27 protein-coding genes are annotated in these 25,943 nt (G+C 39.6%); all 27 read right to left on the bottom strand.

From position 1 onward, the window contains the following. Positions 1-58 precede the first annotated feature (58 nt). A complete protein-coding gene (gene recO / locus FS458_RS06985) occupies positions 59-802 on the bottom strand; it encodes a DNA repair protein RecO (RefSeq protein WP_144699001.1) in 744 nt (247 codons plus the stop codon). A gap of 47 nt (positions 803-849) precedes the next feature. Further along, complete coding sequence (locus tag FS458_RS06980) at positions 850-993, bottom strand: YqzL family protein (protein ID WP_144698999.1); 144 nt, start codon at positions 991-993, stop codon at positions 850-852. Between the two features lie 294 nt (positions 994-1,287). Further along, the gene (gene era / locus FS458_RS06975) at positions 1,288-2,196 is read right to left on the bottom strand and encodes a GTPase Era (RefSeq protein WP_144698997.1); all 909 of its coding nucleotides are present in this window, start codon (positions 2,194-2,196) and stop codon (positions 1,288-1,290) included. Then, entirely contained in the window at positions 2,189-2,587 is a 399-nt protein-coding gene (locus FS458_RS06970) for a cytidine deaminase (protein WP_137788846.1), read from the bottom strand. Before FS458_RS06970 ends, era begins: the two co-directional genes overlap by 8 nt. A gap of 28 nt (positions 2,588-2,615) precedes the next feature. Beyond that, on the bottom strand, positions 2,616-2,981 hold the full coding sequence (locus FS458_RS06965) for a diacylglycerol kinase family protein (protein ID WP_144698995.1): 366 nt from the start codon (positions 2,979-2,981) through the stop codon (positions 2,616-2,618). Next, entirely contained in the window at positions 2,978-3,445 is a 468-nt protein-coding gene (ybeY, locus tag FS458_RS06960; protein ID WP_144698993.1) for an rRNA maturation RNase YbeY, read from the bottom strand. The genes FS458_RS06965 and ybeY overlap by 4 nt, the downstream gene beginning before the upstream one ends. Beyond that, positions 3,442-5,562, bottom strand: coding sequence for an HD family phosphohydrolase (locus FS458_RS06955; protein WP_144698991.1), 2,121 nt, complete (start codon positions 5,560-5,562; stop codon positions 3,442-3,444). Before FS458_RS06955 ends, ybeY begins: the two co-directional genes overlap by 4 nt. 193 nt (positions 5,563-5,755) lie before the next feature. Then, a complete protein-coding gene (locus tag FS458_RS06950) occupies positions 5,756-6,718 on the bottom strand; it encodes a PhoH family protein (protein WP_144698989.1) in 963 nt (320 codons plus the stop codon). Between the two features lie 5 nt (positions 6,719-6,723). Next, positions 6,724-7,914: a sporulation protein YqfD gene (yqfD, locus tag FS458_RS06945; protein ID WP_144698987.1), complete on the bottom strand. Its 1,191-nt coding sequence runs from the start codon at positions 7,912-7,914 to the stop codon at positions 6,724-6,726. A 27-nt stretch (positions 7,915-7,941) separates the two neighbouring features. Beyond that, positions 7,942-8,223: a sporulation protein YqfC gene (gene yqfC, locus FS458_RS06940; protein ID WP_137788840.1), complete on the bottom strand. Its 282-nt coding sequence runs from the start codon at positions 8,221-8,223 to the stop codon at positions 7,942-7,944. 72 nt (positions 8,224-8,295) lie between these two features. Then, the gene (locus FS458_RS06935; protein ID WP_144698985.1) at positions 8,296-8,730 is read right to left on the bottom strand and encodes a hypothetical protein; all 435 of its coding nucleotides are present in this window, start codon (positions 8,728-8,730) and stop codon (positions 8,296-8,298) included. A 2-nt stretch (positions 8,731-8,732) separates the two neighbouring features. Further along, on the bottom strand, positions 8,733-9,740 hold the full coding sequence (floA, locus tag FS458_RS06930; RefSeq protein WP_066396287.1) for a flotillin-like protein FloA: 1,008 nt from the start codon (positions 9,738-9,740) through the stop codon (positions 8,733-8,735). A gap of 22 nt (positions 9,741-9,762) precedes the next feature. Next, positions 9,763-11,091 carry an NfeD family protein gene (locus FS458_RS06925; protein WP_260858502.1) on the bottom strand — a complete coding sequence of 443 codons (1,329 nt, stop codon included), beginning with the start codon at positions 11,089-11,091 and terminating at the stop codon, positions 9,763-9,765. A 101-nt stretch (positions 11,092-11,192) separates the two neighbouring features. Beyond that, the gene (locus tag FS458_RS06920) at positions 11,193-11,636 is read right to left on the bottom strand and encodes a GatB/YqeY domain-containing protein (RefSeq protein ID WP_137788838.1); all 444 of its coding nucleotides are present in this window, start codon (positions 11,634-11,636) and stop codon (positions 11,193-11,195) included. A 20-nt stretch (positions 11,637-11,656) separates the two neighbouring features. Further along, complete coding sequence (gene rpsU / locus FS458_RS06915) at positions 11,657-11,830, bottom strand: 30S ribosomal protein S21 (protein ID WP_066237650.1); 174 nt, start codon at positions 11,828-11,830, stop codon at positions 11,657-11,659. Between the two features lie 147 nt (positions 11,831-11,977). Beyond that, the gene (gene deoC, locus FS458_RS06910; protein WP_144698983.1) at positions 11,978-12,652 is read right to left on the bottom strand and encodes a deoxyribose-phosphate aldolase; all 675 of its coding nucleotides are present in this window, start codon (positions 12,650-12,652) and stop codon (positions 11,978-11,980) included. 160 nt (positions 12,653-12,812) lie between these two features. Then, the gene (gene mtaB, locus FS458_RS06905; RefSeq protein WP_144698981.1) at positions 12,813-14,165 is read right to left on the bottom strand and encodes a tRNA (N(6)-L-threonylcarbamoyladenosine(37)-C(2))-methylthiotransferase MtaB; all 1,353 of its coding nucleotides are present in this window, start codon (positions 14,163-14,165) and stop codon (positions 12,813-12,815) included. A 5-nt stretch (positions 14,166-14,170) separates the two neighbouring features. Next, the gene (locus tag FS458_RS06900; RefSeq protein WP_144698979.1) at positions 14,171-14,923 is read right to left on the bottom strand and encodes a 16S rRNA (uracil(1498)-N(3))-methyltransferase; all 753 of its coding nucleotides are present in this window, start codon (positions 14,921-14,923) and stop codon (positions 14,171-14,173) included. A gap of 17 nt (positions 14,924-14,940) precedes the next feature. Beyond that, positions 14,941-15,882 carry a 50S ribosomal protein L11 methyltransferase gene (gene prmA, locus FS458_RS06895; RefSeq protein WP_144703366.1) on the bottom strand — a complete coding sequence of 314 codons (942 nt, stop codon included), beginning with the start codon at positions 15,880-15,882 and terminating at the stop codon, positions 14,941-14,943. 290 nt (positions 15,883-16,172) lie between these two features. Further along, the gene (gene dnaJ / locus FS458_RS06890) at positions 16,173-17,285 is read right to left on the bottom strand and encodes a molecular chaperone DnaJ (protein ID WP_144698977.1); all 1,113 of its coding nucleotides are present in this window, start codon (positions 17,283-17,285) and stop codon (positions 16,173-16,175) included. Between the two features lie 173 nt (positions 17,286-17,458). After that, complete coding sequence (gene dnaK, locus FS458_RS06885; RefSeq protein ID WP_144698975.1) at positions 17,459-19,291, bottom strand: molecular chaperone DnaK; 1,833 nt, start codon at positions 19,289-19,291, stop codon at positions 17,459-17,461. 34 nt (positions 19,292-19,325) lie between these two features. Continuing rightward, entirely contained in the window at positions 19,326-19,898 is a 573-nt protein-coding gene (grpE, locus tag FS458_RS06880) for a nucleotide exchange factor GrpE (RefSeq protein ID WP_144698973.1), read from the bottom strand. 25 nt (positions 19,899-19,923) lie between these two features. Beyond that, positions 19,924-20,949 (bottom strand): heat-inducible transcriptional repressor HrcA, encoded by a 1,026-nt coding sequence (gene hrcA / locus FS458_RS06875; protein ID WP_144698970.1) that lies wholly within the window; start codon positions 20,947-20,949, stop codon positions 19,924-19,926. Between the two features lie 80 nt (positions 20,950-21,029). Further along, positions 21,030-22,175 (bottom strand): radical SAM family heme chaperone HemW, encoded by a 1,146-nt coding sequence (gene hemW, locus FS458_RS06870; protein WP_144698968.1) that lies wholly within the window; start codon positions 22,173-22,175, stop codon positions 21,030-21,032. Positions 22,176-22,246: 71 nt separating this feature from the next. After that, positions 22,247-24,082, bottom strand: a complete 1,836-nt coding sequence (gene lepA, locus FS458_RS06865) for a translation elongation factor 4 (protein ID WP_144698966.1) — start codon at positions 24,080-24,082, stop codon at positions 22,247-22,249. A gap of 241 nt (positions 24,083-24,323) precedes the next feature. Beyond that, positions 24,324-24,677 carry a DUF3679 domain-containing protein gene (locus FS458_RS06860; protein ID WP_186320478.1) on the bottom strand — a complete coding sequence of 118 codons (354 nt, stop codon included), beginning with the start codon at positions 24,675-24,677 and terminating at the stop codon, positions 24,324-24,326. 68 nt (positions 24,678-24,745) lie between these two features. Beyond that, complete coding sequence (gene gpr / locus FS458_RS06855) at positions 24,746-25,855, bottom strand: GPR endopeptidase (RefSeq protein ID WP_186320477.1); 1,110 nt, start codon at positions 25,853-25,855, stop codon at positions 24,746-24,748. Positions 25,856-25,943: the final 88 nt, after the last annotated feature.

Here is a 25,943-nt window from a genome sequence, read left to right as displayed (position 1 = left end):
CTATTCATGTGAGAAAGCGAACTAAAAAAACTGTAAAGAATAAAAGCTTCACAGTTTTTCACGATAAATCATCTAATTGTTTCAGAAACTTCTTTGATTTCAAAAACACTCCTGAATATTCGTCCATGTAGGCGTCAAACAACATTCGAAGCTCTCTTTTGGTTTCTTTTTTTAAAGAAACGTTTCCAAGTCGTGCAAGATCAAGGTGATAGAACATATGAAGCAGTTTTACTGCGCCCCGTGAGATCCGCATTCTATAAGGATCTTTGTATGAACACCTCTCACAAAGGAAACCACCTTCTCTAATCGAGAAAGAAAAATCGCCTTCTGTTGAGTGACATGAAACACATTTACTCAACTCAGGTACGATTCCGGATGTTTTCATTATTTTTAGTTCGAATAGAAAGGTTATGACCTCGGGATCTATCCCATGATTGATATATTCTAAGGATTGTTTGATCCATCCGAAAAGATCCGGTTTAAGATCATCCTCAGAGGTGTTTCTGTCTAATAGTTCTGCTAGATAAGCGGCATAAGCGGTTTTCACGAGATCTTCTCTTATTTTTCTAAAAGAAGAAAGCGCTTCGCCTTGCTGTAAAGTTCCGAGTCCTCGGCCTTTTTGAAAAACAAAAATTCCGTATGTAAAAAGTTGCGTAATGGAAGTAAAGCGGCTTTTGGGCTTTTTGGCTCCTCTTGCCATTACGCCGACTTTCCCAAATTCTTTTGTATACAAAGTGATGATCGTATTGGATTCACCATACGGAACGGTTTTAATGACGATTCCTTCAACTTTATAAAGCAAGGTAAATCACCACCCTCTCAAATCTAAGAAGGCACCGTAGTTACTTATTAATGAAATGGAGGTTCCTCAAGAGACTCATCATAAGGAATAACTGCTGATAGTGCTGTTATTTCATGGTCTAGCTCTTTGTATAACAAATAGGTATCAATACTGCCCGTCTCACAGAATACTTTCCAAGTAAATTCTTTCATGTTTGGACACACCTTTCTATTTGTTTTTCTCCTGTAATAACTAGGTTCACCTTAATTGTTTATTTCATGTCAAGGAAATTTTAACAGTTTTATACTTTTCGCAGGGGGTCATTCTTGTAAGTGGTTGTTTTCCGTTTCAGGTACTCGTTTTCCGGGGGGCGTGCGGTGAGCCACCTTGACGCTTTGCGCCCTAAGGTGTCTCACCTGTCACACTCATCCCCCAGGAGTCTCGCACCTTTCACTCCAAACAACTATTCAAAGACGAACTACAAACCCATTTAAAGTAACTGCTGTTTAATACTCATCCTCATTAAAACCGAACTCGGTTAGCTGCTTTTGGCGGTTTCTCCAGTCGTTTTGTACTTTTACGTACAATTCTAAAAAGACACGCGATCCTAAGAGAGTTTCAATGTCTTCTCTTGCTCTTTTTCCGACTTCTTTTAGCATCTTTCCTTGTTTACCGATGATGATTCCTTTTTGAGACGAACGTTCTACGATGATCGTTGCGTTAACAAAAACGACGTTCTTTTCTTCCCGTTCTTTCATCTCTTCAATGATTACGGCTACGGAATGAGGAATTTCTTCACGAGTAAGATGTAGAACTTTCTCGCGGATCAATTCTGCCGTTATAAATCGCTCTGGATGATCGGTTACTTGGTCTTCAGGGTAGAATTGCGGCCCTTCTTCCATGTAGGAAACGATCTGTTCAAGAAGTGTATCCACATTATTTCCATTAAGAGCGGAAATTGGCACGACTTCAGCAACGTCTAACTTATTTCTATACATATCGATCAACGGCAACAATTGATTAGGATGTACTTTATCGATTTTGTTTACGACTAAAAAGACAGGATTTTTCACGTTTTGAAGTCTGTCTATAATGAACTGATCACCTCGTCCATATCCTTCTTCTGCATTAATAACGAATAGGATAAGATCGACTTCGTTTAACGTCTGCTGTGCAGTTCTAGTCATAAAATCGCCTAGCTTGTGCTTCGGTTTATGAATACCAGGTGTATCAATAAAGATAACTTGAGACTCATCTGTTGTATAAACCGCTTGTATCTTATTTCTTGTTGTTTGAGGCTTGTCACTCATTATGGCGATTTTTTGTCCGATCACTTTGTTTAAAAGAGTGGATTTACCTACGTTAGGTCTGCCGATAATCGTTACAAAACCTGATTTATAGCCTTCTTTAGTCATTTAGATCCTCCGGCGAAAAAGCACCAGGTAATAAATCTTTTACTAAGATCTCTTGTACATCACCTTTAAGGTTTGTTAGATAAACTGGCATCTCTGGCGGACATAATTCAGAGATAACTTGTCGGCATGCCCCACAAGGAGGTACAGGACGCTTTGTATCTGCTACAACAGCGATTGCACTGAACTTTGTGTCACCTTCTGTATACGCTTTAAATAATGCCGTACGTTCAGCACAACACGTTAAGCTATACGCAGCGTTCTCAATATTCGCTCCGTTATATACTTTACCATCAGCCGTTAGAAGAGCTGCACCTACTTGAAACTTAGAGTATGGTACGTAAGCCTTTTCACGTGCGATTTTCGCTTGTTCCATCAATTGTTCTTTATTCATTACTCTTTCACCTTCTTAACAAAAATAGCTACATACTATTTATCAGCGGTTCAATAAATAGCAGTATACCGATTATAACAGCAAACATTGAAAAAACCAAAACTGCACCTGCAGCGGCATCTTTCGCCTTCTTCGCGAGTGGATGTTTCTTCTCTGTTATAAGATCGATCGCACTCTCAATCGCCGTGTTTACAAGTTCGAGTGATAGAACGATTCCGATTACAATAAATAAAAGGACGAATCTTTCTTTAGAAAAATCAAGTGCAACCGCGAAAATAATCACGATTACACTTATAAAAGTATGGATCTTAAAATTTTGTTCTGATTTAAACGTTGAGATAATTCCTGTAAATGCAAAAACAAAACTTGAAAATAACTTTTTCCAATGGATCATCTTTTCAGACCATATTGCTCCAAAATTTCTTCTTGTCTTCCAAACATTCTTTTTTCATCTTCATCGTTCATATGGTCATAGCCTAATAAATGCAAGAAGCCGTGAACCGCAAGAAAGCCCATTTCTCTCTCTAATGAATGTCCGTACTCTTCCGCTTGCTCTTTCGCAACATCTAGACAGATGATGATATCGCCTAAGAACCTTGTCTCTTCTCCTCCGATGATCTCTGTCTCATCTTCACCCATTTCTTCCATAGCAAAGGAAATAACATCTGTTACACTATCTTTTTGTCTGTATTCCTTGTTGATCTCCTGAATTCGTTCTTTTGATACGATAGTGATTGATACTTCCGCTTGACCTGTTTTCTCCATCTCTGCTGCTTTCTCAAGAACATTGCTTAATAACTCTTGAAAATCAGTACTGTTTTCATCGATCTCGTTTAAATATTCAACATGTAGCATCATTGTTTCTCCACCTTTTTTGTTTCTTCTGGATACTCAATTCTGGAATGAAAAATTCCTTTTAACGTTTCTGTAAGTGTTTTTGCAACTATATCTAATTCTTTTAGCGTGATATCACATTCATCGAACTGCCCATCTTCTAGCCTGTCGTTAATAATTTTGCGAATGATCCCGTCGATTTTAACTGGTGTTGGTTTCGAAAGCGATCGAACGGCTGCTTCTACAGCATCAGAGATCCCGATGATCGCAACTTCTTTCGTTTGAGCTTTCGGGCCAGGATATCTAAAGTCCGACTCTGCTACTTCCTTATCAGTAAGTTGAGCTGCTTTATGATAGAAAAATTTTAACAGAGTCGTTCCGTGATGCTGTTCAGCAATATCAATAATCTCTTTCGGAATCTTTTCTGCACGGAGCATGTCCGCTCCGTCATATGGGTGCGCTGTGATGATGGTCTTACTTAGCTGTGGTGCTATCTTATCATGCGGATTGTCCATATTCATCTGATTTTCAATAAAAAAATGCGGTCTCTTCGTTTTTCCTACATCGTGGTAATAAGATCCTACCCTAGCTAGTAAACCATTAGCCCCTATAGACTCGCATGCTGCTTCTGAAAGGTTGGCGACCATGATGCTATGATGATACGTCCCTGGCGCTTCCATGAGTACTTTTCTTAAAATTGGGTGGTTAGGATTCGAGAGCTCTATTAACTTTGTCACAGATAAGATGTTAAACGACGATTCTATGACCGGCAGAAGCCCTAGTGTTAAAACAGCTGAAATAAAACCTGAAATGGCTGCACAGCCAAGGTCTAATCCAATCTGCAGAGATGTGAATTTTCCGTTTTGCAGCAATAGCACACTCGCTACTGTTAGGATGGCTATAAAAGATACGAAAAATCCAGCTTGCAAGATTTTAGATCGCTGTTGAGTTTTTCCTAAAAACACGATTCCTGACATACCGTTAAACAAGACATACATACTCATAATAAAGTTAAAGTTTCCAGCTGTTTGTTCATTAAAGATCAGTGCTGCACTAAAGGCAAAGATAATTGTGGATACAACTGCAAGCTCTTCATTGAACAACATCTTGATCATCATCGCACCTGCCGCAACAGGGACAGCATACATGAGACTCATAAGACCAAGTTCTGTACTAACACTCAACACTTTCATCACTACGAGTGTCAAAGTAAATAATAAAGCATAGATGGTTACATATTTTCGAAAATGCTCTTTCTCACGCTCTTCTTTCATAAAATAATATAAGCCCGCCATAACGATCAGCACAAAAAGGAATAATCCGTAATACGGATACGTTTTCATTTCCTGATCTAATAGTCCGACTTTTTTGAGTCTATCAAAGATCTCAGGCGTAATAACTGCCCCGCTTTTCACGAGGACTTCTCCTTCCCTGATCACAACTTCTTCTACTTTGTCGCTCGCTTCTTTACGTTTTTGACGTGTTTTCTCTGTATCCAACGTTCTGTTGGCGATGATAAAGCTTCTTGTGATCTCCTCTGTTGCATTTCGAAGAGAATAGGGGAGGTTGTTATCACGTATCAGCTGAATAGCTTCACTTCTCGCTTCTTCCACTTCTTCAACCATTACGGGCTCAGATAAGACTTTATTTACTACATCAGGAGCTAAATTTTTCACATTATTTAATTCTGCTTTACTTGCTTCAGCAAGTGCGATATATGTTTCATCAGAAATATCCGACTTATTGATCGAGTCTTTTAATTGAATAACTTTTTGTTCTAAAGTAAGGGTAGCCTCATCTTCCTTTTTCTTCTTCTCTTCAGATTCGGTAATCGTTATTACGATATCTAATAAATCTTTTAAGGCTTCTGCCTGTACTAAGGCGAGGTCTTTATTAAACGTATACTCATTCTTAATACTCTCTTCAGCGAGCTTCTTCCTGGCTTCTGTCTGATCTTCTAACGGGATCGTGATTGGTGATTGTATGTCCCGTGGTGAACGCTCATAAACATTCACATCCACTACATTAGGAGTTACGTTGCTGACTAACAAGGAAAACAAAATGATTCCCATAACGATAAAGGATACTGTTGCTACACTCAAACGAAAGTAATTAGACAAAAGATGCCTGAAATTGGCCAAACGCTACCACTCCTTAAACTTGTACATCTTATTCTAATCTTAGCAAAAGTTGGTCAATTATGGTACTTCTCAAAAAGAATAGCTTAATTAATTGCTTATTTATTCAATTTGCCACTAAATCCCGCCATACATACAAAATAGGACAAGAGAACATCTTTTAAGACAAAAAAAGACTCCAAAATGCTTGGAGTCCTTAATCTTCGTATGTTTCATATGCTTCAATAATTCGCTGAACAAGTGGATGACGAACCACATCAAGTTGTTTTAAGTATATAAAATCGATGCCTTTAACGCTTTCGAGCCTTTTTTCAGTAACTTTTAATCCAGATTCTTTTCCACGAGGAAGATCTATTTGTGTAAGATCACCTGTTATGACCATCTTCGATCCAAAACCAAGACGCGTTATAAACATCTTCATCTGTTCTGGTGTAGTGTTTTGAGCCTCATCTAAAATGACAAAGCTTTCATCTAGCGTACGGCCTCTCATGTACGCCAGTGGAGCAATTTCAATCGTGCCACGCTCGATTAGCCTCTCGGTATGTTCCGCTCCGAGAAGGTCATGAAGAGCATCATAGAGGGGACGCAGATAAGGATCTACTTTTTCTTTCAGATCACCTGGAAGAAATCCTAAACTCTCACCTGCTTCAACCGCAGGACGGGTCAGCACGATTTTTTTCATCTTACCTTCTTTTAATGCGTTGACTGCCATAACTACCGCAAGATAGGTTTTCCCTGTACCAGCAGGACCGATACCAAAAACAAGATCGCGCTTTCTCATGGACTGAACATAATGACGCTGACCGAGGGTTTTTACACGAATAGGTTTTCCTTTTGCAGTAACAGCAATATCTTCTTCATAAAGTTCACTTAATTCATCAAGCATATTTTTTTCTGCAAGCTGAACAGCATAAACAATGTCTCTTTCTGAGATCTTGATACCCTTTCGTACCAATTTCAACAAGACAAACAAAGTTTCTTCAACCATTTCTGCTTTGTTCAGTTCACCTGATACTAAAATGTCTTCTCCTCTGGTGACTATACTTACGTTAAGCTTGTCTTCAATCACCTTTAAGAAGGCATCGTTAGGCCCAAAGAGTGAAGCTGCTTCTGTCGTATTTTCGAGTTGTAATGAATTAAGTCTTTTCGTTTCTGACAAACTACTCATTCTCCTTGTTGGATAGGTATAGGTTGTGCAGATGCAATATTTTCAATTACTTGGTAGAGCATCGTTAGTTTAACTTTACCATTCGAGACGTTTTGTTGCCAAACTTTTTCACCATTAATTTTTGCATCATGGGGCAATTTTTTTGAAAGTTCTTTCTTTGCCATCTTTTTTCCTACTTCTATTGCCTCGGCTTTACTATAAGAACGTTTCACTCCATCCGTTTCTCTGATCTCTTTCTTTATATAAGAAAACGGCATTTTCCATTTAGCTAGATAAAGAGGTGATTCATTTAGTGTTTCCGTTTTATCCTTAAATTCTCCTTCTGAAAATCCATAGACAGGAACATTCAAACCAAAAAGTGAAACATAATGCCTATTTTTAGATTTACCGGTATATGTTTGAAAAGAAGTGTTTAACGGGACCTCAACTTCAGTTTGGTACCAAACTTCTCCCCAAATTTCACCTTTCGCACTTACTAGCTGAGGCTTTTTTTCTTTTCCGATCAATCCTGAGACTAGTAGCGATCCTTTTTTTACATAGTCGTTAACTCCTACAATAGGTTGTCCTTTTTCGACGAATACAGAGTGAATAACAGCTTCTTTAGTAGCCACAAGATGTCTCGGTCCTGTAACCTGCTTCGCTTCTGGAATCTCTTTTTCAACGACCTCAAATCGGTATGAAGTACCATGCTGAGTTACACCGATCCATGTAACGTTATCCATCTTCTCTGTAAGATCACGCTGTATCTCTCTAACATTCGGCAGCAAGAAGATGAATTTCCCTTTAATTACTCCAAGTTCTACAGCTGCTTTTCTTAACTCGTATTCCGTCTTAGGATTTGCCCCCGTAACATTAATATTCCAAATCATGTTAGATAATAAAAATAAAAGACAAATAAACGACAGCATCCCGAGGATAAAACCGTTTCTCTTCCACATTCTCTTGAGAAGAAACGGTGTCCCCTTCTTCTCTTTAATCCTGATCTTCAACTTATTTTCTTTTAATATACTTCTCGCTCTTTGTATATCTGAAACAGATATAGAGACGAGTGCACGGTTGTCGTCAAGAGGCTGGATATCCCATAGGCTAATACCAGATTGAATGCACGTATTGATAAACGAACTAGAATCTTGTCCAATAATTTCTACCCTTACATACCCTTTCAAATGGTTCCATTTGGTTTTCATCTTGTCCCTCCCTGTTACCTGAGATAATTATTCGTTTTCAAAGTCGACTGAAGATATCGTACCTTCTAACAAGATTTCTTCAGGCAAGATCGTTTTAATAACAAACTCACTTCCTTTTATATGAAGCACACCTTGTTTTAGTTTGAGTGTGAGCTGTTCATTCGAGAAAGCCTTAACTCCTCTATGGTTCTCAATATAGATGTGCAGTTGTCCAATCATCGTGATCCGGGGTAAATCCATCACTACATCTGCTGGTAGCTCAAGGTTTTGCATCATCCATTTGTTTACTTGCTGCCGCAATTTGCCCATAAAAAAACCCCCTCTCTCCATTTTTATGAGAGAAGGGGGGAAACTATCACTCTTATTACAAGTTACCTCATGTTAAGACCGCTTTTGCAGCGCTTTAGGTTTAGAAAGGATCTCTGACCATATGATCGCTTTTTGTAATTCTTTTTGATCTATCTTAAAATCGTTCATAATTTGATCTTCTTTATCTTGATATCGGTTAGAGACTTTTTCTGTTCGCGCCTTATTCAATTCACGTGTATATGAAGGTTGTTCGTATACTTTTTGATTGATTTTTTCCTTTTGGATATCAATCGCTTCTTTAACTTCTTTAACTCGGGGTTCAGCAGGCAAACCAAAAGGTGAAACTGTTGGTCTTGGTGCTTCTGCTTTACGTCGATTTGGCTCAGAGCGTTTCGTTTCTTTCATTTCTTTTTGGCGTTTAAAGACACTATATATGCCGCCTGCAATTAGAATAACAAAAGCGATATTAGCTAGTAGGAGTTCAATAATCGCTTCTATAATGTTCATACTTACAACTTCCGTCCTTTATCATCATTCTCTTTATCAGGGTTTGATGATTTACTGATCGATTCACGCATCGTAGTGTCTGCCATAATGTTCTTCATATTCATATAATCCATAAAACCCATGTTTCCAGAACGAAGAGCTTCTGCTAATGCCATCGGCACTTCTGCTTCCGCTTCTACAACTTTCGCTCTCATCTCTTGGACTCTTGCTTTCATTTCTTGTTCTTTTGCAACAGCCATCGCACGTCTTTCTTCTGCTTTTGCCTGAGCGATATTCTTGTCGGCCATCGCTTGATCTGTTTGAAGTTCTGCACCAATATTCTTCCCAATATCAATGTCTGCAATATCGATGGACAGAATTTCAAACGCCGTACCAGCATCTAGCCCTTTTGATAATACCGTCTGAGAGATTAAATCTGGATTCTCAAGCACTTTCTTATGTGTTGCCGAAGAACCAATCGTACTAACGATTCCTTCCCCAACACGGGCGATTATCGTTTCTTCACCAGCTCCACCTACTAGACGATCTATATTTGCACGTACAGTAATTCTTGCTTTTGCTTTTACTTCAATCCCGTCTAATGCTACACCGGCAATAAAAGGTGTTTCTATCACTTTAGGGTTAACACTCATCTGAACAGCTTCGAGTACATCACGTCCCGCAAGATCAATCGCTGCTGCACGTTCAAAGCTTAGTTCAATATTTGCACGATGTGCTGCAATCAACGCATTTACTACTCTGTCAACATTCCCCCCAGCTAGATAGTGACTTTCGAGCTGGTTCGTACTTAAATCAAGTCCCGCTTTTACAGCTTTAATTAGCGGATTAATTACACGGTTCGGGATAACTCTTCTTAACCTCATCCCAACTAATGTAAAGATTCCCACTCTTACCCCTGCTGCTAATGCAGAAATCCATAACATAACCGGTACAAACGTAAATAACACAGCTAGAGCGATTACAATCAATCCGATGACTACAATGCTGGCGATCGATCCGAATTCTAACATCTACACACTCTCCATTCTTTTTCTATTCATTATTTTCTATTTCTCTCACTACAACACGTCCACCTGAGGCTTTAATAATCTTTACAGGGGTTCCTTTTTCAATATACGATCCTTCTGTCACTACATCTATGAACTCATCATCAAGTTTTAAACTTCCAGAAGGTCGCAGTGTTGTAGCAGTGACGCCGATCCTGCCTGTTAGATCTTTCCGCTCATTATGAGATAGATAACCCTTTTCAGAGCTCGTGGAATCAAATAGGACGAGTTTCTTTAATGAACCGTTATAACCAAATGATCGTAAGAAGAAATACGATCCGATAATCGTAACAACAATGGCAATTGCTATGGCGATCAAAATTCCTGTTAAAGAACCACCCGCCATGATCAATCCTGTTAACACTGCCAACACCCCCAGTATACCGATTATACCACCAGGCAGAAACAACTCTAGAATCAGCAAGATAAGACCAACACCAAATAAAATGATTGCTTCCCATCCGGCTAGACCGGCTATCATATGACCGTAAAAAAACAGCAGTAATGATAAAGCTCCGATAGACCCTGCAATTCCAAAGCCAGGTGTATAAAGCTCTAATACAAGACCTAAGCTTCCTAATGATAAGAGAATAGGGACTACAACAGGGTTAGTTACAAAACGCGCGATCTTATCGGCGAAAGTAGGATTTGACTCTAAAATTTTTGCATCTTCCATGTTCAGATGTGCTAGCAGTTCTTGACGATCTTCTGCAATTTTTTCTGCGTAGCCCACTTTCAATGCCTCACTGGCTGTTAGCGTAAGCAACTCACCTTTTTCTAAACCGAGTTCAGGAATCTCAACGTCTGGGTCTACCATCGCCTCAGCATATATGGGAGTTCTTTCATTCAACTCTGCCGCTGCTAGCATTTCTGCTTTCCATGCAGACTCAGCTTTTTGTCCAGCGGTATTTCCTTGACTGTCGATCACTGCGGCAGATCCAATCGTTGTAGATGGTTTCATAACAATCTCGTCTGCGTTTAAAGCGATATACGCTCCTGCTGAGAAAGCGTTTTTCACCACATACGCTGTGATTGGAATTTCTGTTTCTCTCATGACTTTTGCGATATGTAGTGCAGCATCTACTCGGCCACCAGGAGTATAGATCTCTAGAACGATATGATCCGTTCCATCTTTCTCTGCCTTATGAATACTTCGATCTAAGAATGCTTCAAGGCCTCTTTCAACTTCATGTTCTACAGGTATGAACGTAACTGTCTTACCTTTACCTGCTGAAAAGACGAGTGAAGTTGAAAGCACACCATAAATACCCCAAATCAGACAAAGCATATAGATGAACAATCGAACCCTTTTCACAAACTAACACCCCCTCCACTTTATTTTACGTTAATTTGTGGAAAAAAGTTTCAAAAAATAAGAAAACGCTCTGTATAAATACAGAGCGTTTGTCATTTCAATTATGATAATTGTTGCTGAACAATACGGTTAACGAGTCCGCCATCGGCTTTCCCTTTAACTTTAGGCATAAGAGCCCCCATAACTTTACCCATATCAGCTTTAGAAGCAGCACCTATCTCAGAAATCGTTTGAGCAACAATTTCTTGAAGTTCTTCTTCAGTCAGCTGTTTTGGTAAATATGGTGTAAGAACAGCGATTTCATCTTGAAGTCCAGCGACTAAATCATCGCGGCCAGCTTTTTCGAATTCTTGGAGGGAGTCTTTTCTTTGTTTCATTTCGCGTACAAGAACGGTAAGCTCTTCTTCCTCGTTTAATTCACGTCCCTGCTTGATGGCTTCATTTTGAAGTGATGCCTTAAGCATGCGAATTACAGAAAGTTTCTGCTTGTTCTTGTCCTTCATCGCTTGTTTCATATCTTGGTTTAAATCATTAAGAAGACTCATATTACTAACTTACACCCCGCTTAGAACTTACGCTTTCTTGCTGCCTCAGCCTTCTTCTTACGCTTTACGCTTGGCTTTTCATAATGCTTGCGCTTTTTAACTTCAGCCAATGTTCCATCTTTGGAAACGGATCTTTTAAAACGACGAAGAGCATCATCAATGGATTCATTCTTGCGAATACGTGTTTCTGCCATTTGTATTTCCCTCCCTCCAGACCACCCTTACATAAAGTAAAGATGCGTCACATATCTTTTGCCATTATAATATATCCTTGCAGTACGGTCAACTTAATTTAAACAAGTTGGTCTTAGGAGATAAGGTAAATGACTTAAAAATAAAAATTAATAATCGGAAGTAGATGTTCCGCCTTCAACAATCGCGATTCCAGCACTTGCTCCAATACGTGTAGCACCTGCTTCGATCATAGCTAAAGCAGTCTCACGGTCACGTACTGCACCAGATGCTTTGACACCGATGTTAGGACCAACTGTTTCACGCATTAATTTAATATCTTCTACAGTTGCTCCACCAGTAGAGAATCCTGTTGAAGTTTTAACGAAATCGATACCTGCTTTAACAGCGATCTCACAAGCTTTAACTTTTTCTTCGTTTGTAAGAAGAGAAGTTTCAATGATCGCTTTTGTTAAAGCTTTGCCTTTAGCTGCTTCAACAACTGCACGAACATCTTGTTCTACTAGCTCGTAGTTTCCATCTTTTAGTGCACCGATGTTGATTACCATATCTACCTCAGTTGCACCGTTTTCAATTGCATTCTTCGTTTCGAACGCTTTTACTTCCGGAGTGTTTGCACCTAACGGGAAACCAATTACCGTACAAACTGCTACATCTGAATCCTTTAGTTGTTCGAATGCAGTATAAACCCAAGTTGGATTAACACATACAGAAAAGAAATTATATTTTTTAGCTTCCTCACAAAGAGTTAAGATTTCTTTCTTTGAAGTTTCAGCTTTTAATGCTGTGTGATCGATCATTCTTGCAACGTTTAAATTGCTCATTTCAACAAACCCTTTCTAAATAAAAAAATTAAACACCGTTTGTATCATAACAAATTTTTCGACATAAATCGAGCATCTTAAAAATATTTACGGTAAGGTGCAAGAAATCGCTAAGTCCTCAGTTATCAATAAAAAACATCCTGGTTAGAACTCCAGGATGTTAGCTTGAAACAGCTTGCTTTAGGATTTCTTCCATTTCTTGTTTTACAAATACACCTTTATTATAAGGATACCCAGCTTCAGTAATTTTCACTTTAACCAATTTACCTATCATCTCTTCGTTTCCTTCAAACAAAACTTTAAGATAGTTCGGTGTATACCCTACATATAGTTTGTTCGTAGGATCTTCTTTAAACGCCTCTTCAGGAATGACTTCCACAACTGTATCTTCATAGTCGGATGCGTATTCTTTGGCTAGTTGATCAGATAGAGCTATAAGCTTATGGACGCGTTCGTTTTTAATATCTTCTGGAACTTGATCCTCCATCTTAGCAGCTGGTGTACCAGTCCGTTTGGAGTAAGGGAACACATGAAGTTCCATAAATTTATGTTTCTCTATGAAACGATACGTCTCCATGAACTCTTCCTCAGTCTCACCTGGAAAACCAACAATTACATCAGATGTAATCGCAAGTCCTGGAAGTGCTTCTTTTAGTCGATCCAATCTTTCACCGAACATTTCCATTGAATATTTTCGTCTCATTCGTTGAAGCACGGTATTAGATCCTGATTGTAGGGGTATGTGCAGATGAGGAACTACTTTGTCTGATCTACCCATAACTTCAATCACTTCATCTGAGATCTGACTAGCCTCAATGGATGAGATACGGATTCGTTTTAAACCAGAGATGTTCTTATCAAGATCATCTAACAACTTCGCAAAAGAGTAGTCTTTCATATCTTCTCCGTACCCAGCAGTATGAATGCCCGTTAGAACGATCTCTTTGTAACCAGAGTCTACAAGCTGTTGAGCTTGAGAAAGTACATCTTCAGGTTTACGAGAGCGAAGAAGGCCTCTTGCCCAAGGAATAATACAGAACGTGCAAAAATTGTTGCACCCTTCTTGTATCTTAAGCGATGCTCGTGTTCGATCGGTAAATGCAGGAACATCTAATTCCTCATATACACGTGCTTTCATGATGTTCGACACACCATTAATAGGCATACGTTCTTCTTTATATTGTTGAATGTAAGTCAGCATCTTAGAACGGTCTTGTGTACCTACAACAACGTCTACTCCAGGAATCGCCATAATCTCTGCTGGCGATGTTTGAGCATAACAACCTGTTACACAGATAACAGCGTCCGGATTTTTCCGGATAGCTCTTCGAATAACTTGTCTGCTCTTTTTATCTCCCGTATTCGTTACGGTACATGTATTGATCACATAGACGTCAGCTGTACTATCAAAATCTGTACGTTCATATCCTTCAGCTTGGAAAAGCTGCCAGATTGCTTCAGTCTCGTAATGATTCACTTTACAACCTAATGTATGAAATGCAACGGATGGCATATAGATCACCCCTTTAGTTCAAAATGATAAGAAATAGCTGATAACAAGTACAATGGTGCTGTTTCAGTCCTTAAGATTCTTGGACCCAGTCCACACAATAAAAATCCATGATCATTAAGAGAGGCTGCTTCTTTCTCACTGATGCCGCCTTCTGGACCGATCACACATAGAATTGAGTCTCCTATTTCAGCTGTGCGTAAAGCAGAAGCAAAATTAGAAATTTCGTTCTGTTTAGCTTCTTCTTCAAACGCAACGATTTTTATCTTATACTGTTCTGCCATTTTTAGCAAATCAGAAAAAGAACCAGGATTCAAAATGTCTGGAACCCGGTTTCTATGTGATTGCTCTGCTGCTTCTTTTGCAATTTTCTCAAGTCTTTCTTTTTTCTTCACCGCTTTTTTGTCATCCCATTTTACTACAGAACGGTCAGCCGCAAATGGAAAAAAGGAGAAAGCCCCGAGTTCAGTGCCTTTTTGAATGATATACTCTAACTTATCCCCTTTTGGCAATCCTTGAGCAATGGTAACAGAGACAGGAAGCTCAACTACTGTTTCGATATCATTCACAATCTTCGTCTCTACTTCATTACCGTCAACCTCTATGATCTCACACAAAGATGTACGACCTTTGTTATCACAGCAGATGAAATTGTCTCCTACTTGCATCCTCATCACCTTTAAGATGTGCTTGGCATCATCCCCTGTAATCGTAACAGAGGCATCTTTCCAGTTTTCTGATGAAACAAAGTACCTTTGCATGAAATGCACGTCCTATCCTATTTCTTATTTTGAGCAACGATCGCAACCCAATCTTCCATTTCTAATACTTCTACGATCGTAAATCCATGCTCTTCCAATTTAGCTTTTACATCGCGCTTTTTGCCTTGGATGATCCCAGACGTAATAAAATAACCACCTGGCTTCAATACTTTAGCTGTATCTTCAACAAACAAGAGTATAATTTCTGCTAAGAGATTCCCTACTACAAGATCAACTGGACCTTCAATCCCCTTTAAAAGATCATTCTGATCAACATGCACTTTTTGGTTCACTTTGTTCAGCTTTACATTAAGTCGTGCAGAATTCACTGCAACTTCATCCAGGTCATACGCCTCAACTTTATTGGCACCTAACATAGCTGATGCAATGCTCAATACACCAGAGCCTGTTCCTACATCAATGACAGAATCCCCTTCAGCTATATATTTTTCAATAGCTTGCAAACTCATGACTGTTGTTGGGTGTGTTCCTGTACCAAAAGCCATACCTGGATCAAGCTCAATAATAAGTTCATCAGAATGTACAGGTTTATAATCTTCCCATGTAGGAGTGATCGTGATCCGCTTTGAGATCTTTACCGGTTTATAATACTTTTTCCAAGCAGTTGCCCATTCTTCCTCATTTACTTCTGAGATGGAAATCGTGTTTGCTCCGATATCAATATCGTATTTCACAAGATTTGTGATCGCTTGTTTGATCTCTTCAACCGTTTCACCTAAAAAACTGTTAACGGGTAAGTAAGCTTTTAAAATTACGCCTTCAGAAGGATAATCAGAAGGGTTAAGCTGATAGATTTCGCCAAATACGGATTGACGCTCTTTAGAGAGGTCATCTACATCCTCAATCACAACTCCGCTAGCTCCCGCCTCATGTAAAATATTTGATACTGGTTCAACAGCTTCCTGAGTAGTGTGGATGCTAATCTCTGACCATTTCATCATATCAACTCCGTTTGTTAGTTTGGCTTTTAGAACATATTTATAGGTTATTACTTTGTTGCTCTTGTGAGTGGTTGATTTCCACTCCATGTGGCTCGCTTTCCGCGGGGGCAGGCGGTGAGCCCTTTGCCGCTTTGCGCCGTTAAAGGTCTCACCTGACCGCCAGTCCCGCAGGAGTCTCGCCACCTTCCGTTACAATCAACCTGCTAAAGATGTTAATACATACAAAACAACAGGCTTTAGAAAGAGAATTATGAAAGCTTATTTAATGCATGTAGGAACAACTTATTTTACTCGCCTTTAAATGCTCGTTTTACTTTGTCGAAGAATCCATCTTGTTGTTCGTCTGGCATGCTTCCGCTGATTTCTGAGAAGTCGCGAAGAAGCTGTTTTTGTTTTTCTGTAAGGTTTTTCGGTGTTATAACTTTGATTTGGATATGCTGGTCACCTTGACCTCTTCCATGAACATTCTTAACACCTTTTCCTCTTAAACGGAAATGAGTTCCTGTCTGAGTACCTGCTGGAATCTTCAGCTTAACTTTACCGTACAATGTTGGAACTTCAATCTCATCACCAAGCGCTGCTTGCGAGAACGTTAACGGCATCTCACAAAGGATATCATCTCCATCACGCTCAAAGAACTCGTGATCCGCTACTTGGAACACCACATAAAGATCACCTGCAGGGCCACCGTTCACACCTGCTTCGCCGTGTCCAGACATACGGATTTGCTGACCGTTATCTACACCAGCTGGCACTTTAACAGAAATTTTCTTGTTCTTGCGCACTTTCCCATTTCCATGACACGTCTTACATTTTTCTTTTACGATTTTACCTTTTCCACTACAGTGGTTACATACTCGACGATTTACAATACGGCCAAACGGTGTGTTCTGTTCAACGTTGAGCTGACCGCTTCCGTTACAATGTGAACACGTTTCAGGCTTTGTTCCTGGTTTAGCACCGGAACCATGACATGTTTCACATGATTCTTCTGTAGGGATCTGTATCTCGGTTTCTTTACCGAAAACCGCCTCTTCAAAAGATAGTCTAAGTCCATACTGAAGATCGTTTCCTTGACGAGGACCGTTTGGGTTTCTACGTCCTCCGCCTCCACCAAAGAACATATCAAAAATATCGCCAAAGCCATCAAAGCCCGCTCCGCCGCCACCGAAACCTTGGTTAGGATCTGTATGGCCAAATTGATCATAATGAGCTTTCTTTTGAGGGTCACTCAATGTTTCATATGCATCTTTTACTTCTTTAAATTTATTTTCCGCATCTGCCTCTTTATTAACATCTGGGTGATATTTTCTGGCAAGTTTACGGTATGCTTTTTTCACCTCATCGTTTGAGGCATTTTTATCTAATCCAAGTACTTCGTAATAATCTCGTTTACTCATATAGGACACTCCCGATTTCTCACATAAAAGTTATCTTACCATTGAATACCACCTGACTCAAGACGAAAACTGCAAAGGTTTTGTTACGGTCTTAAGCCAAATCAACTCAAAAGTCAACTCAGAAAAAAAGTCAAAGTCAAGATGACCTGACTTTGACTTTTATCTGCTAAGTGTTACTTTTTGTCGTCGTTTACTTCTTCATAATCAGCGTCAACGATGTTGTCATCGTTCTTTGTTGATTGTCCTTCTGCATCGCCTTGTTGAGCTTGAGCTTGTTGAGCTGCTTGCTCATAAAGTTTTACAGAAAGTTGTTGAACGATTTCGCTCAAAGCTTCTTTTTCTTTCTTGATCGCTTCGATATCGTCACCTTCAAGAGCCTTTTTCAAGCTCTCTTTAGCTTCTTCAGCTTTTTTCACTTCAGCTTCGTCTACTTTACCTTCAAGGTCTTTCAACGTCTTATCCACTGTGAACACAAGCTGATCCGCTTCGTTTCTAGTGTCGATCTCTTCACGTTTCTTTTTATCTGCTTCTGCATTTTCTTCAGCATCTTTTACCATGCGATCGATCTCTTCATCAGAAAGTCCTGTAGAAGATTTAATCGTGATGGATTGCTCTTTGTTCGTTCCTAGATCTTTTGCACGTACGTTTACGATACCGTTCGCATCGATGTCAAAGCTAACTTCGATTTGAGGCACTCCACGTGGTGCTGGTGGGATCTCAGATAATTGGAATCTTCCAAGTGTTTTATTGTGCGCTGCCATTTCACGCTCTCCTTGAAGAACATGGATATCAACAGATGTTTGGTTATCAGCAGCCGTTGAGAACGTTTGAGATTTTGAAGTTGGAATCGTCGTGTTACGATCGATCAATCGAGTAAACACGCCGCCCATCGTTTCAATACCTAATGAAAGTGGTGTTACATCAAGAAGAACAACATCTTTCACATCTCCAGCAAGTACTCCACCTTGAATTGCAGCACCAAGTGCAACAACTTCGTCAGGGTTTACTCCTTTATGCGGCTCTTTACCTGTAAATTTCTTGATTGCTTCTTGTACAGCTGGGATACGAGTCGATCCACCAACAAGAATAACTTTATCAAGGTCAGAAGGTGACATTCCAGCATCATTAAGAGCTTGACGAGTAGGTCCCATCGTACGCTCAACTAAGTCTGAAGAAAGGTCTTCGAATTTCGCACGGGATAAGTTTAACTCTAAGTGCTTAGGTCCAGAAGCATCAGCAGTGATAAACGGTAATGAAATCTGTGTAGTTGTTACACCTGAAAGATCTTTCTTCGCTTTCTCTGCAGCATCTTTTAGACGTTGTAGTGCCATCTTATCTTGGGATAGGTCGATACCGTTCTCTTTCTTAAATTCGCTTACTAGATAGTCGATGATTACTTGGTCAAAGTCATCTCCACCAAGCTTGTTATCACCAGATGTTGCTTTTACTTCGAAGAACCCATCACCTAGTTCAAGGATAGATACGTCAAACGTACCGCCACCAAGGTCAAATACTAGGATTGTTTGGTCTTCATCCTTTTCAAGGCCGTAAGCCAATGCTGCTGCTGTTGGCTCGTTGACAATACGCTCAACTTGAAGTCCAGCAATCTGTCCAGCATCTTTCGTAGCTTGACGCTGTGCATCATTGAAATAAGCCGGAACTGTAATTACCGCTCTTTCAACTTTTTCTCCAAGATAGTCTTCTGCATGAGATTTTAATTTTTGCAAGATGATCGCAGAAATCTCTTGCGGCGTATAGTCTTTACCTTCAACTGTTTCTTTGTGATCTGTTCCGATGTAACGTTTGATCGACATAATCGTGTTCGGGTTCGTTACAGCTTGGCGCTTTGCTACCTCTCCAACAGAACGGTCTCCATCTTTGAACGCTACAACAGATGGTGTCGTACGGTTACCTTCCGGGTTTGGAATAACTACCGCTTCTCCACCTTCCATAACAGCTACACAAGAGTTTGTTGTACCTAAGTCAATACCGATGATTTTACTCATGTTTTTTCCCTCCATCATTCATATGTAGTTTTATCTACGCGTTTACTTTGACCATTGCTGGTCGAATAACTCGATCTTTTAACATATAACCTTTTTGCAGTTCTTCAATTACTGTATTAGACTCCGCTTCAGAATCCTCCACTTGCATAACTGCTTGATGCAGGTTGGGGTCAAATGTTTGACCGACTGACGGAATTTCTGTCAGCCCTTCTTGTTTCAGTGCATCTGCTAGTTGACGATAAACCATTTCCATTCCTTGAATAAGGGTTTTGGTCTGCTCGTTTGTAGCTTCTGTCTTCAAAGCACGCTCAAAGTTATCGAGTGCAGGTAATAACTGTTCAAGAAGACTTTGAGATTTATATTTAAGGCTAGCTGCCTGTTCTTCTCTCGTTCTACGGCGGAAATTATCATAGTCCGCTTGAAGGCGAAGATTCTTTTGGCTGGCTTCCTCAAGCTTTGTTTCTAGCTCTGAAATAAGTTGCTGCTCTTCAGTTAGAGGTTCTTCTGTAGTAGATTCGACTTCTTCAACAACTACTTCTTCAGTTTCTGTTACTTCTTCATTCACATCAGTTTGTGATTGATCTTGAGTGATGTCCTCTTTGTTCATGCTTTCACCTCCCTAAAGTAATCCACTAATTTGAAAAATCGTTTAATCGGTTCGTCATTTCCTTTGATAATGAATCTAGTAAAGAGATGACCTTTTGATATTCCATTCTGGTTGGACCGATTAATGAGATCGTACCTATATGTTTACCATGCATCGTGTAAGAGGCATTGATCACACTACAGTTTTTCATCGCTTCATGCTCATTTTCCGTTCCGATCCTTATAGTAAGCCCTTTTTCTGTAGATGACACGAGCTTTTCCATTAAATCACGCGTTTCTAAAAAATCTAGAAGCGGTCTAACTTTATCTAAATCTCTAAATTCCGGCTGAGAAAGCATATTTGTCTTCCCGCCATAAAAAAGCTTTTCCTTCTTGCTCCATAGAAGAAGCTGATCTAAAAAAACACCCATGTTCTGATAATCTTTAAGGTGCTTTTTAAACACCGCCGAAAGTTCTTTTTGTATACGTGTGTTCAATTCTATCAATCGAACACCTGCAAGTCTTTCGTTTAGAATATTCACAAGCTTTTCTAGTTCTGAAGGTTCAATCGTATCAGGCAGCACGATCTGTCTGTTCTCAACATGCCCCGTGTTCGTTACAAAGATCGCAACGGCCACTTGGGAAGAGATCGGAATGATCTGCATGTGCTTTAACTTCATATCTAATGCGTTAGGTCCTAACACAACAGATGTGTAGTTTGTCAAATCTGATAGAATCTTAGCTGATTGATCAAATAATGCCTCTGCTTCCTGGACCTTTTCTGTAAATAGAAGTTCTGAATGACCGATCTCTCTTTCTTTCATAGAAAGAGAAGGAAGCAGGTGGTCCACGTAAAATCGATATCCTTTTTCAGATGGTATTCTACCAGATGATGTATGGGTTTTCTCTAGAAATCCAAGATCCTCCAAATCCGCAAGTTCGTTTCGAATCGTTGCTGGACTGTAGGTAATGTCCTCTCGTTTAGAGATCGTACGGGAACCTACGGGCTCAACATGCTTAATATAGTCATCTATTAAAACACGAAGAATAAAGAGTTGTCGTTCCGTTAACATACCATCACCCCACTTGTTAGCACTCTTGAAGAGCGAGTGCTAAATCTATAATATAAGTTACCAAAAGGTACTCTCCGTTGTCAATCTAAAACTACACCAATAAATTCTTGGAAGACTTCGTTGCCTAAAGGTCTTCCATCCTTCGTTAAAACGAGAGTGTCTTCTCTCTGTTGTAGCCAACCCTTTTGAATGAGTCTTTGAATAGGTTCTTTATATATATCAAACATGGATCTGCCATATCGACTCATAAAAGTAGCATCAGAAACACCTTCCTGTTTACGAAGTCCCATGAACATTTCTTCTTCCATCTTTTCAGATAGTGGAACTTGATGTTCTTCGATATACGGAAAACCATGTTCCTCGACTAAATTCATATATTGTTTTAATGGACCTGCATTTCTTCTTCTTGTACCTTCTACGTAACTATGAGCTCCAGCACCTATGCCGAAATATTCGTTATTGTTCCAGTATTGGAGATTATGCTTGCTCTCAAACCCCGGAATTGCAAAATTGCTGATCTCATATTGTTTGAATCCTTTTTTATCAAGAGCCTCAATCAAATAATCATACATCGCAGCTTCAAGCTCTTGCTCTGGAAGAATCAGCTTGCCTTTTTGAGCCAAGTTATAAAAAACGGTTTTCTTTTCAATCTGCAGCGAATAAGAAGAAATGTGAGGAACATCTAATGCTAATGCTTCATCTACCGATTCCTTAAACATATCCATCGTTTGGCCTGGCAGCCCAAACATGAGGTCGATCGACATGTTATCGATACCCGCTTTTTTTGCTTCTGCAACCGTAGAATAGATATCTTCTTTGGTATGTGTTCTTCCTAATTTTTTTAACAAAGAAGATTGAAAAGCTTGAACACCAACACTTAGCCTGTTAACTCCATTGTCTTTTAACACGGCAATTTTTTCTTTAGTAGTCTGCTCTGGATTCGCTTCAACAGTGAATTCTTTTAGGAATCTGTTACCAAGCACTTCATTCACATCACTCAAAAACGTTTGCAGCTGTTTTTCGCTCAAAGAGGTTGGCGTTCCACCACCTACGAAGATGGTTTCCATCTCATAATCCTTGAACCTGGACGTTGTATGGACCATCTCTTTTTTCATAGATTGTAAATATTCATCCACTGGCTGCTGATGAATAAATATCTTGTTAAAATCACAATAATGACAAATTTGAACACAAAATGGAATATGCAGATATGCAGCTTTAAGCAAGATGTTCACCGCCTTTTTGTCTCATAAATTAGGAAAGACCGCTAGAATTGCCTTCGCGGTCTTAAGTTCTTTTATTTGTTGTTATTTGTATCATCCATACGAAGAACGGCCATGAACGCTTCTTGAGGAACGTCTACTCTACCGATCGTCTTCATACGCTTCTTACCTTCTTTTTGCTTATCTAAAAGCTTACGCTTACGTGAGATGTCCCCACCGTAACATTTAGCCAAAACGTTCTTACGTAATGCTTTAATGTTTGAACGTGCCACGATCTTTTGTCCGATTGCCGCTTGTATCGGCACTTCGAACTGTTGACGAGGAATAAGCTCTTTCAACTTTTCAACGACTACTTTTCCACGCTCATATGCAAAATCTTTATGAACAATTACCGATAATGCGTCGATCTTCTCATTATTTAGTAATATTTCCATTTTAACCAGTTTAGATGGCTTATAGCCAATCAATTCGTAGTCTAGAGATGCGTAACCCTTCGTGCTTGATTTTAACTGATCAAAGAAATCATACACGATCTCAGAAAGCGGAATCTCATAAAGAACATTTACTCGGTTGTTTTCTAAATAATCCATCGTCATGAAGATACCGCGTTTCTTCTGACAGATCTCCATAATCGTACCAACATAATCGTTCGGTGTCATGATAGATGCTTTAACATACGGTTCTTCCACAACAGATATCTTCTGTGCTTCTGGCATGTTCGCTGGGTTATCAACAACGATTTTTTCTCCATCTGTCATCGTAACATTGTAGATAACACTCGGAGCTGTAGCGATCAAGTCAATATTAAACTCTCGCTCGATACGCTCTTGAATGATCTCCATGTGAAGCAGACCTAAGAATCCGCAACGGAAACCAAAACCAAGCGCTTGAGAGGTTTCAGGCTCATATTGAAGAGCAGAATCATTTAACACTAATCGTTCTAACGCTTCGCGAAGATCGTTATATTTCGCTGTGTCTACTGGATATAGGCCACAGTATACCATCGGGTTCATCTTTCTATAACCAGGTAGAGGCTCAGATGCACCTTTAACGGAACTCGTTATCGTATCACCGACTTGTGTGTCTCCAACATTTTTGATCGAAGCTGTTAGGAAACCTACATCTCCAACCGTTAAGAAGTCTTTTTGAACGGCTTTAGGCGTAAACACCCCAAGTTCAAGTACTTCAAACTCTTTCCCTGTCGCCATCATCTTAATCTTATCGCCGACTTTAACCGTTCCTTCTGCCACACGAATATACGTAACGACCCCTCGATAAGGATCATAAAGAGAGTCGAAGATAAGCGCTTTAAGCGGTCCTTCTGGATCTCCAGGTGGTGCCGGAACTTTTGCTACGATCTGTTCTAGAATATCTTTAATACCAATACCTGCTTTTGCTGAAGCAAGTACTGCCTCTGAAGCATCCAACCCGATAACATCCTCGATCTCCTGACGCACTCGTTCAGGCTCTGCACTCGGAAGATCGATCTTGTTGATAACCGGCAGGATCTCTAGGTCGTTCTCTAATGCCAGATACACGTTCGCGAGCGTCTGTGCTTCGATGCCTTGAGCAGCATCTACGATAAGCAATGCTCCCTCGCAGGCTGCTAAGCTTCTAGACACTTCGTATGTAAAATCTACGTGTCCTGGGGTATCAATTAAGTGGAACGTATAAATTTCACCGTCTTTAGCTTTATATTGCAGCTGAACAGCATTTAATTTAATCGTTATTCCACGTTCGCGTTCAAGATCCATCGAGTCTAACAGCTGCTCTTTCATCTCACGCTGTGTTAGTGCACTCGTTTCTTCCAAAATTCTGTCCGCTAAAGTGGATTTTCCATGATCAATATGAGCAATTATGGAGAAATTCCTAATTTTAGCTTGTCTTTTTAATTTTTCTTCTCTGTTCATTATACGTTCACTCCTACAATTTTAGGAAAAGTCACTAGCTTTGATTATAGCAATACAAAGTATCCGTTTCAATCACAACCTAAAAAATAGGGTGAAACTATGTTTTAAGTCAGCAGTAACTTCTTTACTAGTTTTTCGTTCTGTTCATGTTATTAAATTCTTAAATTCATTCATTCTTAAATTCTTGGCTGGATGTCACCTAAATAAAAAGAACCACGAAAGGATAATATCCTTTATGGTTCTAGGGTGAGAATACAGCTAACATCTCACTAATAATAACACCAAATATAGAGATCATGACACCAAAAGCTGAAGAGATCCAAGATGTAAGTCTTTGTCCAAGAGCTGAAAATACATTGAACGAATCTATTTTATTTAACTTTTCTTGTTTCGACTTGATGTCATGACTTGTAATTGAAGCAGGGTTCTTTTCCGTTTCTTCTTGTTTGATCCCAGGACTGGTGATAGACTCAACACTTTCTTGTGAAGAGCCTTTTAGATCATCCATCTCAACCTGTGCTTTTTGAATACCAAATAAAACCCCAAATAAAAGAATAGTTACTAGTCCGAAACACTTTAACATAAATTTTGTCATGATCATTCCTCCACGCGGGGATATACGATTTAAATTTATGCACAAGCTTGTCCAAACATGACTACAACTTAATGTGTGTAAGAAGAAGTATTTCCTTGATCGATGCCGCCATGAAGAGCTGTGTTCAAACCGTTCGCCAAAACATTAGCCATATCTTCAATAAACACATCCACCTCTTTCGGTGTAACCATCAAGTTATGACCGATAGGAGCTAGCACTTCTCGGATCAATCGCAGCTTTTCATCTTCTTCTAAGACACCAACGATTCCTAAGAACGATTTACGATGACTCTCGTCAGGTAGATCATCATCTGTAAGGACTTTCTTTTCCCCGAACGTCATACCCGCTGGTAAAAGTGATTTAGAAGGTTTATCCTTCTCATTCATCTCACGTCCAAAGTGCTTTAGAATAAAATCAATCGTATCACTGGTGATCGTAGCCGCATCAACTACCGTAGGGATTCCGATAGAGATAACTGGAATCCCTAACGTTTCTTTACTAAGTTCTTTACGTTTGTTTCCAACCCCAGACCCCGGATGGATACCTGTATTTGAAACTTGAATCGTAGCATTCACCCTTTCGATCGAACGAGATGCTAAAGCATCAATCGCTATAACGAAATCTGGATTCGCCTTTTTCACGATGCCATCGATGATATCACTCGTCTCTATCCCTGTAATGCCCATAACTCCTGGTGAAATCGCACAAACTGGCCTAAACCCTTCTTCAACATTTTCAGGAGCTAACTCGAACAGATGCTTTGTGATAGTCAAATTCTCTACAACTAATGGTCCTAGAGAATCTGGTGTAACATTCCAGTTACCTAACCCTACAACGAGACAAGTATCATCCTCCTTAATTCCTTGTTCTTTTAAGAAATGATTAAAATCATGTGCAAAAACTTCTTGTACGCGTTCTTGAAGCTTCGAATCTTTTTCACGAATTCCTTGAACCTCAAAAGTGACATACACGCCTGCTTTTTTCCCGGTAGTCTCTGCACCCTTTTCATCGATCTCTACTCTGACAATCTTAATTCCATCTCTATCTTTTTCATGTATAATGACACCTTCAAGCGTGCTTTTATTTACAACCTCATCTTCTTTTAGCAGCATATCGTGCGCTTCTATAGCCAGATCTGTTCGAACTGAATAGGCTGACAGGTCCAAATCCTTACCCATAATCTACCACCTTCCTTTGTATTATTTTTGCCGCAACTCTTCCTTTTCATTCTTGTATTGCATTTAGGGGGCGATTTTGATAGAATAC

Origin of the sequence: Fictibacillus phosphorivorans, from assembly GCF_007673525.1 — a bacterium.
GTDB classification, from domain to species: Bacteria; Bacillota; Bacilli; order Bacillales; family Fictibacillaceae; genus Fictibacillus; species Fictibacillus phosphorivorans_C.
Note: the sequence above shows the minus strand (reverse complement) of the source record. Positions and strands in the feature narration are given on the sequence as shown.